The organism is Streptosporangium sp. NPDC049078, assembly GCF_040648855.1.
In the GTDB taxonomy this organism is placed as follows: Bacteria; Actinomycetota; Actinomycetes; order Streptosporangiales; family Streptosporangiaceae; genus Streptosporangium.
In genome coordinates this window covers 247,298-257,103 of the sequence record NZ_JBEZEL010000004.1, presented here as the reverse complement: position 1 = coordinate 257,103, position 9,806 = coordinate 247,298, and the positions used below count along the sequence as shown (strand labels likewise).

Annotated in this window: 6 protein-coding genes; all 6 read right to left on the bottom strand. The window is 68.6% G+C overall.

The features are described 5' to 3' along the window. Positions 1 to 145 precede the first annotated feature (145 nt). The gene (locus tag AB0B90_RS08240) at positions 146 to 1,585 is read right to left on the bottom strand and encodes an MFS transporter (protein WP_350946320.1); all 1,440 of its coding nucleotides are present in this window, start codon (positions 1,583 to 1,585) and stop codon (positions 146 to 148) included. 556 nt (positions 1,586 to 2,141) lie between these two features. After that, positions 2,142 to 2,897 (bottom strand): trypsin-like serine protease, encoded by a 756-nt coding sequence (locus tag AB0B90_RS08235; protein ID WP_350946319.1) that lies wholly within the window; start codon positions 2,895 to 2,897, stop codon positions 2,142 to 2,144. A gap of 270 nt (positions 2,898 to 3,167) precedes the next feature. Beyond that, positions 3,168 to 5,966, bottom strand: coding sequence for a glycoside hydrolase N-terminal domain-containing protein (locus AB0B90_RS08230; RefSeq protein WP_362921585.1), 2,799 nt, complete (start codon positions 5,964 to 5,966; stop codon positions 3,168 to 3,170). Between the two features lie 142 nt (positions 5,967 to 6,108). Continuing rightward, positions 6,109 to 7,140, bottom strand: coding sequence for an ABC transporter permease (locus AB0B90_RS08225; RefSeq protein ID WP_350946317.1), 1,032 nt, complete (start codon positions 7,138 to 7,140; stop codon positions 6,109 to 6,111). Then, positions 7,124 to 8,650: a sugar ABC transporter ATP-binding protein gene (locus AB0B90_RS08220; protein ID WP_362921583.1), complete on the bottom strand. Its 1,527-nt coding sequence runs from the start codon at positions 8,648 to 8,650 to the stop codon at positions 7,124 to 7,126. Before AB0B90_RS08220 ends, AB0B90_RS08225 begins: the two co-directional genes overlap by 17 nt. Next, positions 8,640 to 9,713: a sugar ABC transporter substrate-binding protein gene (locus AB0B90_RS08215; protein ID WP_362921581.1), complete on the bottom strand. Its 1,074-nt coding sequence runs from the start codon at positions 9,711 to 9,713 to the stop codon at positions 8,640 to 8,642. Before AB0B90_RS08215 ends, AB0B90_RS08220 begins: the two co-directional genes overlap by 11 nt. Positions 9,714 to 9,806: the final 93 nt, after the last annotated feature.

Genomic DNA, 9,806 nt, shown 5'->3' with positions numbered 1-9,806 from the left:
AACGGGGTTCCGGGAGTCGAGGACCGGCTCATGGTCGTCTGGGAGACGGGAGTCACGACGGGCCGGATCGACAGCCTGGTGCGGTCCCGGCGTGCGCCGGGACCGGCCCTCTCCCTGTGAAGACCCGCCGAAGACCCGCCGAAGGCTAGGCGCCGGCCACGGAGGCGGACCTGGCCTCCGGGACGGAGGCCGCGGGAGCGGCGGGAGCCGGCCTGCGCACCGCCGGAAGAACGGTCGCGGAGATGATCACGATCACCACGGAGAGCGCGGTGGAGAGCCAGAACGCCGTCTGGATCCCGTCGACGGAGATGCCCTGTCCCGTCCCGCCGACGAGCGAGGCCACCGCCACCGCGACGCCGAGGCACAGCCCGACCCCGAGCTGGCGGTTCGAGTTGTAGAGACCCGACGCGAGGCCCATCTGGGCACCGGCCACACCGGACGTGGCCGCCACCGCGGTGCTGATCATCATGACCGTCACACCGACGCCGAGCAGGACGCCTCCGGGCAGCACGTTCAGCAGGAACGAGCCGTCGGCGGGCGCGAGCGCCAGCACCAGCGAGCCGACGACCAGGAAGAGGGCGCCGACGACCAGCACCGGCCGGGCTCCGATCCGCGCGGTCGTCTTCGCCACCGGCAGCGACGCCAGTACGACCACGAGGGCCTGCGGGAAGAACGCGAGCCCGGTGAGGATGGCCGAGAAGCCCAGGACCTGCTGCATGTAGAGCGTGATGAAGAAGGTCGAGATGGACATGACGCCACCCGACAGGAACGCGACCAGGTTGCCGCCCGTCACCCCGCGGTTACGGAAGATCGAGAGCGGCACCAGCGGCGCGGACACGCGGGTCTGCACGAAGAGGAACACGACGAGCAGCGCGGCTCCCGCGATCAGCGGGGTCAGCACACCGGCGCTGCCCCAGCCCTCGTCGGAGGCGATGGTGAGGGCGTAGGCGATCGCGCACATGCTCGCGGTCACCAGGATGGCGCCGGGGACGTCGATGCGCGAGGAGCGCGTCGACACGCTGTCGTCGTCGAGGCGGATCGCGGCGCGCACGACCATCGCGATGCCGACCGGGACGTTGATGAACATGACGGCACGCCAGCCGAAGATCTCGGTCAGCACACCGCCGGCGAGCACGCCACCGGCGAAGCCCACCGAGGACACGGCGCCGAACACGCCCATGGCCTTGGCCCGCGCCTCCCCCTCGGGGAAGCCCGCACCGATCATCGCCAGCACGGCCGGAGCCACCGCCGCGGCCGAGAAGCCCTGCAGGGCACGGGCGGCGATGAGCACGATGGAGGAGGTCGCGAAACCGCCCACCAGGGAGGCGATCGTGAAGATCGCGAGGCCCCACACGAACATGCGCTTGCGGCCGATGATGTCGCCCACGCGCCCGCCGAGCAGCAGGAAGCCGCCGTAGAACAGCGCGTACGCTCCGACGACCCAGGGCAGGGCGCCGGAGGTGAAGGACAGGTCGGTCTTGATCCATGGCAGCGCGACGTTCACGATCGCGAAGTCGAGCGTCAGCATGAACTGGGCGAGGCACAAAAGAAGCAGTGGTGGTGGCTTCTTAACCTGAGAGTCCATGATTTCTTTCTCCTGTCTCCTGGCACGGATTAAGCTATTCTCGGCGTCGATTTAGGCCCGCATGTTCTCGTGACGACCGATGACCCGAGTGGCTGTTTCGAGCACAACCGTCTCAACGGCACGCGGCCGGGCGAGCCGCTGTCGGTGCTCAGCAGCCGTCCGTGGATCGTGGGCGAATACGAACGCCTGCCGACAGGAGAAGCATGGTCTTGGCCGACAATTTTCACTCTCCTTGGCGTCGACATAATTGTTCCGGGTGTAAATCAATTATGTGGTCGCAGGCCAAGGGCGGCCAGAGCATCAATCATCAAAAGCGCGTGCATCTTTCATGCCGGCCAAGATGAATAATTCAGCAATCGGACGTCGCGGCATGAACTGCCTGCCGAGCGGGTCGCGGTGGACGGGTCTTACCGGGTCTCACCGGGTCTCATCGGCCCGCGAATGTCACGGGCCGGGGTGCTGTCGGCGGCGGGTTGGCCCGGTCCCGCGCGGTACGGGTCCGGTCCTGCGGTGAAAGTCCGCTCGGAGCGGCTTTCGCGCCGGGGCGATCACCCGTTCAGGGGAGCGTGACGAACCTCTTGAGGAAACTCCGGGCCGCCGGGGTGTCCAGGCGATAGTCGTAGTTGATCTTCTTGCACGCCTCGTCCTCCCCGCTGATGGTCGTGGCCACGAGCAGGTCCGAGGTGGGTCCCCCCAGGAAGTTCGGGCCGCCGGAGTCGCCGAAGCAGGTGCTGCCGTCGCCCTTGGAGGGGTCCAGTGACAGTTTGAGCCAGTCGCGGGTGAGGGCCTCGAAGGAGATGGACGCCTGGTAGCGGGTGTCGGTGTAGGTCAGCCGTGTCCTGTGCTTGACCTTGACCGAGGCCATGGCGCCGTACCCGACCGGGGTGAATCTCGTCGTCTTCAGGGTCTTGTCGGCCTTGAGGCGGTCGAGCAGTCCCTCGGTGGGCAACCTGGCGGGCGTGATGCCGGGGATCGCCGCGTCGAAGACGACGACGGCCATGTCATGAAGATCGGACTCGTCCCGGTAGCGCGAGTCGGGGACGTAGCGACCGGTGTAGATCTTGTCTCCCGGCCGGTAGCGACTGGAGAAGGAGACCTGGGCGCTCTTCTGCCCCGGTTCCGCGCAGTGGGCGGCGGTGAGGAAGACGGTCGGCGAGATGAGCGTGCCGGTGCAGTAGGACCATGTGCCGTCATCGTTGGGCATGTCGCCGATGATCGCTCCCACCTGCGGGTGAACGGTCAGGTCGGGCGAACCATTCGTGATCGCCCGTGCCGGGGAGGCGGTGATCGTCGCGAGAGCAGCAGAAATCATGACAAAAGGGATGAAACGCACGCGGGAACTGTAACCGTCCGAGGGTTACATTTGACACAGGACGCAGAAAGATCTACCCGTTGCCTGCCGGGCCCGCGGACGAGGAGTTCAGGGAAAGGCGCCGGTCACGGCGGCCGGGCCGGTCGGGGTCGCGTCCAGCCCCTCCGGGCTCGACGGCGTTCCGGCCGCCCCTTCGGTACGCACCGGGGCGGGCTTCGCCGCGACCGGTGGACGGTCGCGGCGAAGCGCATGGTGATCAGGTCGGCGACCTCACACGTTCGTGATGGTCCACTGGTTGTTGGTGCTGTTGTTGGGGGCCCACATGGCGACGGTGGAGCCGGCGGTGCTGTTGCCCATGCCGTCGAGGGCGGTGTTGGTGCCGCGGTTGATGATCTGCTGGCGGCCGTTGCCCACGCTGTTGAGGCGCCACTGCTGGTTGTTGTTGCCGGTCCAGGCGGCCTGTCTGGCGTTGGCGCCGTTGGCGGTGTTGCCCCAGCTGTCGATGACCATGCCGTTGGTGCGGTTGACGATGCGGTACCAGCCGCCGCCGAGGTCGACCAGCTGCCACTGCAGGTTGGTGCTGCCGTCGGAGGCGTTCCACTGCTTGAGGTTCGATCCGGAGGCGACGTTGCCGCCGCTGTCCAGTGCCAGGCCGGTGGTGCCGTTGGTGATCCGCACATAGCCCGTCGGCTGCTGCGGCGTGCCGGACGCCGTCACGCGGTAGGTGCGACCGGCCTGGCCGGTCAGCCTGATGACGCCGGCCTCCGGGCTGGTGACGGTGACGGCACCGTTGGTCGCGGTGTCGACCACCTGGTAGGTCCCGGTGAGCGACTGGCTGCGCACGTTCACCGTGCCGTCGTGGTCGAACTTGACGAGGATCTCGCCCGCCAGGCCGGAGGCCCAGGTGATGTCCACGGTGTAGCCGCCGCGTCCCCGAAGCCCCTGCACCTTCCCGCTCGGCCAGGCCGAGGGCAGTGCCGGCAGCACGTGCAGTTCGCCGTTGTGGCTCTGCAGCAGCATCTCGGCGATGCCGGAGGTGGCGCCGAAGTTGCCGTCGATCTGGAACGGCGGGTGCAGGTCGAACATGTTCGGCGCGAGCCTGGCCGGCGTCACCAGCAGGCGGATCAGGTTCTGCGCCCGGTTGCCCTCCTCCATCCGCGCCCAGTAGTTGATCTTCCAGGCGAGCGACCAGCCGGTCCCGTCGTCACCGCGCAGTTCGAGGGTCCGCCGCGCGGCGGTGTACAGGGAGGGGGTGCCGCGTTTGGTGATCTGGTTGCTGGGGTGCAGGCCGTACAGGTGGGAGACGTGCCGGTGGTTGGGCTCGGTCTCGACCCAGTCGTACAGCCACTCCTGGATGTTGCCGCGCGAGCCGACCTTCATCGGAGGGAGCCGGTCCCTGGTCGCCAGGACCCGCGTACGGAAGTCGGCGTCGACGCCCAGCACCTGGCTCGCCTTGGCGCAGCCGTCGAACAGGTCCCGCAGGATCTGGTTGTCCATCGTGGGGCCCGCGCACACGCTGACACCCGAGTGGTGGGCCAGTTCCGGGGAGTTCGACGGGTTGGTGACCAGATACCTGAGGGCCGGCTCCTCCACGAGGGTGTCGAGGAAGAACTGCGCGGCCCCCTTCATCGCCGGGTAGTACTCCCGCAGGAAGTCGACGTCACCGGTGAAGTTGTAGTGGTCCCAGATCATGGTGGCCAGCCACGCGCCGCCGGTCTGCCACATGCCCCAGAACGCGCCGTCGACCACCGAGGTGGCCCGCCACCCGTCGGTGTTGTGGTGGGTGACCCAGCCGCCGGCGTTGTACTGCACCCGGGCCGTGCGGGCGCCGGTGACCGTGAGGTCGTTGATCATCTTGAACACCGGCTCGTAGCACTCCGACAGGTTCGTGCTGTCGGCCGGCCAGTAGTTCATCGGCAGGTTGGCGTTGATGGTGTACTTGGAATCCCACGACGGGCTCAGCGAGTCGTTCCAGATGCCCTGCAGGTTGGCCGGCTGGGTGCCCGGACGCGAGGAGGAGATCAGCAGATATCGGCCGAACTGGAACAGCAGGGCCGACAGCTGCGGGTCGTTGGTGTTCGAGTGCTGCGAGATCCGCACGTCGGTCGGCTGGTCGGCCGCCGAGGTGCGGCCGAGGTCGAGCGTCGTGCGCGAGAACAGCCGCTGGTAGTCGGCGACGTGCCGGCTGCGCAGGTCGCTGTAGGACCTGGGGACGGCCGCGTCGAGGTGCCGCCGCGCGATGCCCTGGTAGTCGCCGCCGACGTTCTGGTAGTTGACGTAACTGGTGCCGATGGAGATCAGCACCGTCACGCTGTTGGCCCCGGTCACCTGTAGCGTGCCGCCGCTGCTGGTGACGGTGCCGCCTTCGGCGACGGCGCGGGCCAGCCCGAGGAACCGGACCGCGCCGGTCTTGCCCTCCATGTTGCCCGAGATGCCGTCGAGCCCCACGGACGTGCCGTCCGGGCTGGTGCGCGTCGTGCGCTGAGGGCTGTCGAACGTCGCGGAGAACGTGATCGAGCCGGGCCTGTCGGCGGTGAGGCGCAGGGCGATGACCTGGTCGGGTGCGCTCGCGAACGTCTCGCGCTGGTAGCGGATGCCGCCTTTCAGGTACGACACCATGGTGGTGGCCGTGGTCAGGTCCAGGTAGCGGTTGTACTCGGAGACCCCGCTCGTGTTGCCGAAGGTGAGCCGCAGGTTGCCGGCGAGCTGGTAGGCGAGCTGCCCCGCGGGGCTGCCGAGCATGTTCTGGTCGATCAGGGTCTGCGCCTGGCTCCACTGGTTCTGGAAGACCAGCTGCCTGATCTGCGCCAGCGCCGCCGCGCCTCTGGTGTTGCTCTGGTCGTAGGGGCCACCGGCCCAGATGGTGTCCTCGTTGAGCTGCAGACGCTCGACGTCGACGTTGCCGAACACCATCGCACCCAGGCGGCCGTTGCCGATCGGGAGTGCGCGGAGCCAGTCGGTGCCGGCGCTCTGGTTGTACCAGAGCGCCATGTCGTTCGCGGCGACCACCGCCGGGGGCGGGGCCGAGGCGGCCTGGGCGGCCGCCGTCCACGGCATCGGTAACAGCATGGAGCCTGCTCCGACCGTTCCGATCTGCATCAGTCGTCTGCGTGTCAGGGGGTGCTCGGACATTTCGTTCCAATCGGTCAGGGGGTATGGCGCCCGGAAGGGCGCCATGGCGGAGGAACGGGAAAGAGGTACCTGAGACGAGCTAGTCCTGGACTTTGCCTCCTGTGAGACGGGAGAGGATGAGGGCGATGAGGATGATGGCGCCGTTGAGGGCCTGGATCCACTGGGCGGGCACGCCGGCCAGGGTGAGGACGTTCTGGATCATGTAGAGCAGGAGGATGCCGGTGAAGGCGCCGAACATCGTGCCCTTGCCGCCGTTGAGGCTGACGCCGCCGATCACGGCCGCGGCGAACACGGTGAAGATGGCGCCGTCGCCCTGCGCGGCGGCCACCGAGGCGAGGCGCCCCGACAGCAGCAGGCCCCCGAGCGCGGCGAGCAGGCTGGCGCCCACCAGGGCGGTCCACAGCACCCGGTCGGTGCGGATGCCGGCCGCCTTGGCCGCGTCCACGTTCCCGCCGAGGGCGTACAGGGCGCGGCCGTAGCGGGTGAAGCCGAGCAGCACGATGCCGACGGCGAACAGCAGCAGGCACAGCCAGATCGAGGCGGGCACCCCGAACCACAGGGCCGAGCCGAGGTAGAGCATCGACGGCGGCAGGTTGAAGAAGGTCTGGCCGCCGGAGATGCCGGTGAGCAGGCCGCGCAGCACGATCAGCATGCCGAGGGTGACGATGAAGCCGTTGAGCCCGAACCGCACGATGAGCAGGGCGTTGATCGCGCCGATCAGCACACCGACGGCGAGGGTGATCGGGATCGACCAGGCGCCCGACAGCACGCCGAGCCCGGCGCCCGAGCCGACCGCGACGGTCAGCCAGGCGGCCACGCCCGGCGCGAGACCGAACGTCGACTCCAGCGAGAGGTCCATCTTGCCGGCGACCAGGACGAGCGTCTGCGCCATGACCAGCAGCGAGATCTCCGACATGGTCTGCAGGATGTTGATCAGGTTGTCGCCCTGCAGGAAGATCGGGTGGACGATCTGGCCGACAACGGCGATCACGATGATCGCGGGGATCAGCGCGAGGTCACGCAGCCTGGCGAGCCGCACCCGGGGGCGTTCCCGCTGGGGGGCGGCGCTCTCCGGCGCGGGCGTGCGGGTTTTCTCAGGCGTCGAGGGCATCGAGCCGGACTCCTTCCATGGCCGCCACCACGTCGTGGTCGTGCCATCCGGAGGCCATCTCCGCGACGAGACGGCCCTGGAACATCACCAGCAGCCGGTCGCACAGCCGCAGGTCGTCGAGTTCGTCGGAGGCGATCACCACACCGCTCCCTTTCTCGGCGGTCTCCTCGACCTTGCCGAGCAGGAACTCCTTGGACTTCACGTCCACCCCCGCGGTGGGGGTGATCAGCACGAGCACCCGGGGGTCGGAGGCGAGCGCCCTGGCCATCACGACCTTCTGCTGGTTGCCGCCCGACAGGCCCATCACGGGCAGGTCGGGGCCGGGAGTCTTGATCGCCAAGTTGTCGATCAGGACCCTGGCGAGCCGGTCGCGCCGCCTGCCGCTGATCAGACCGGCCTCGCCGAGCTGTTCGGGGACGGTCATGGTGGCGTTGTCGGCGATCGACATCATCGCGACGAACCCCTGGTGATGCCGGTCGCGGGGGACGAAGCCGACACCCGCGGCGAGCGCGTCGGGCACGCTGCCGGGACGGGGACGACGTCCGGCGATCTCGATCGTGCCCGAATCGGCCGCGCGCAGCCCGGCGACGGTCTCGGCCAGTTCGGTCCGGCCGCTGCCCGCCGCGCCGGCCAGGCCGACGATCTCGCCGGCCCGGACCCGGAAGCCGATCTCCCGGTAGGCGTCGCCGTAGGACAGGTCGCGCACCTCCAGCGCGACACCGGCGTCGGCGGGCACCGCCGCCCTGGGCGATGCCGTGGTCAGGCCGGTCGCCTCTCCCGCCATCGCCGCCACCAGTTCGGTGTGCGTCAGGTCGGCCACCGTGGTGGTCAGGATGTGCTTGGCGTCACGGAAGACCGTGACCGTGTCGCAGATCTCGTAGATCTCCTGCAGGTGGTGGCTGATGAACAGGAAGGTCACCCCCTGTTCCTGCAGGGCGCGGATGCGGGTGAACAACCGGGCGATGGCGGCGGCGTCGAGCTGGGCGGTCGGTTCGTCGAGGATGATGAACCGGGCGCCGAAGGACAGCGCGCGGGCGATCTCCACGAACTGCCGCTGCTCGACGTCCAGCTCGCCGGCCGGCAGGCGCACGTCGACGTCCACCGACCAGGTGGCGAGCAGCGCGGCCGCCTTGCGCCGCAGCGCGTCCCAGCGGACCAGCCCGAACCTGTTCAGGTCGTGACGGTTCAGGTAGAGGTTCTCCGCCACGGTCAGCTCGGGGATGATCGTGGACTTCTGGTAGACGCAGGCCACCCGCTGCCGCCAGGCGTCACGGTCGGCGAGGCGCGGGGCGGGTTCGCCGCCGAACCGTACCTCGCCCTCGTCGGGGGACTGGAGCCCGGTGAGGATCGAGACCAGGGTGGACTTCCCGGCCCCGTTACGGCCGACCAGGGCGTGGGTCCGGCCGGGCATGATCCGGATCCCGGCACGGTCGAGCGCGACGGTCTCGCCGTACCTCTTGGTGACGCCAACCGCCTCGACGAGGGGTGTGGTCGTCTGGTCAGCCGCCAAGGTTGTTGCCCCATAGCGAGGAGTCGTCCGACTTGACACTCGGGACGTCTCCGTAGGTGCCGCCGTCGGCGGTGACCAGGGGCGCCGACAGCTGGTCCTCCAGCAGACCGGGGCGCACCTGGATGATGGTGCTGTCGTGGTCGGTCGGGCCGGGCTGGAAGGTCTTGCCCTCGATGGCGGCCTTGGTGTACTCCAGCGCGTACTTGGCGTACTGGTCGGCCGGCTGTGAGACGGTCGCGTCGATGTTGCCGGCGGCGATCTCCTTCAGCTCCTGAGGGATGCCGTCGTTGGAGACGACGAAGACGTGCTTGGGGTCGCTCGGGGGAACGAGCAGGTTGCGCTGCTTGAGCAGCTGGAGGGTGCCCGCCAGGGCGAAGCTCGACTGCATGTAGACGCCCTTGATGTCGGGGTTGGCGGTGAGCTGCGTCTGGAGCTTCTGCGAGGCGATGGCGCCGTCCCAGTTGGTGGCCTCACCGAACACCGTGATGCCGGGGTAGTCGGCCTTCATACAGTCGTTGAACGCCTCGGTGCGGTCGCGGCCGTTGATGGAGGCGAGGTCGCCCTGGAGCATCACGACCTTGCCCTTGCCCGACAGCTTCTCGCCGAGGAACTTGCACGCCTTCTCCCCGTAGGCCCGGTTGTCGGCACGCACCACCATGTAGGCGTCACCCTGCTCGGGGCGGGTGTCGACCATGACGACGGGGATCTTCTTGGCGGTGAGCTGCTGGAGGGTGGGGGCCACGGCCGCGGTGTCCTGCGGCGCGAGCACCAGGCCCTTGACGCCCTGGCTGACGAGGCTCTGCACGTTGGAGGTGAGCTTGGCGATGTCGTTCTGCGAGTTGGAGGTCTTCAGGTCGAGGCCGTTCTCGGCGCCGAACTGGGGGACGTACTTGATGAAGGAGTTCCAGAAGTCGGTGTCGGAGCGGGGGTAGTCCACCCCGACGACCGGCTTGCTGTCTGCCGGGGCGGTGGCTGTCGTTCCTGAGTCCGCGTCGCCCCCGCACGCGCTGGTCAGACCGACCGCGAGGGCGATGGCCGTTCCCAGAGCGAGTCCTCGTCTCATGGTTGTTCCTTTCATGTGCTGGGTCGCGGACGGAGTTCGTCCATGTCGTCGTCCGCGACCAGGTTGGTGCCGGTGGCCGAAACCGTGGAATCG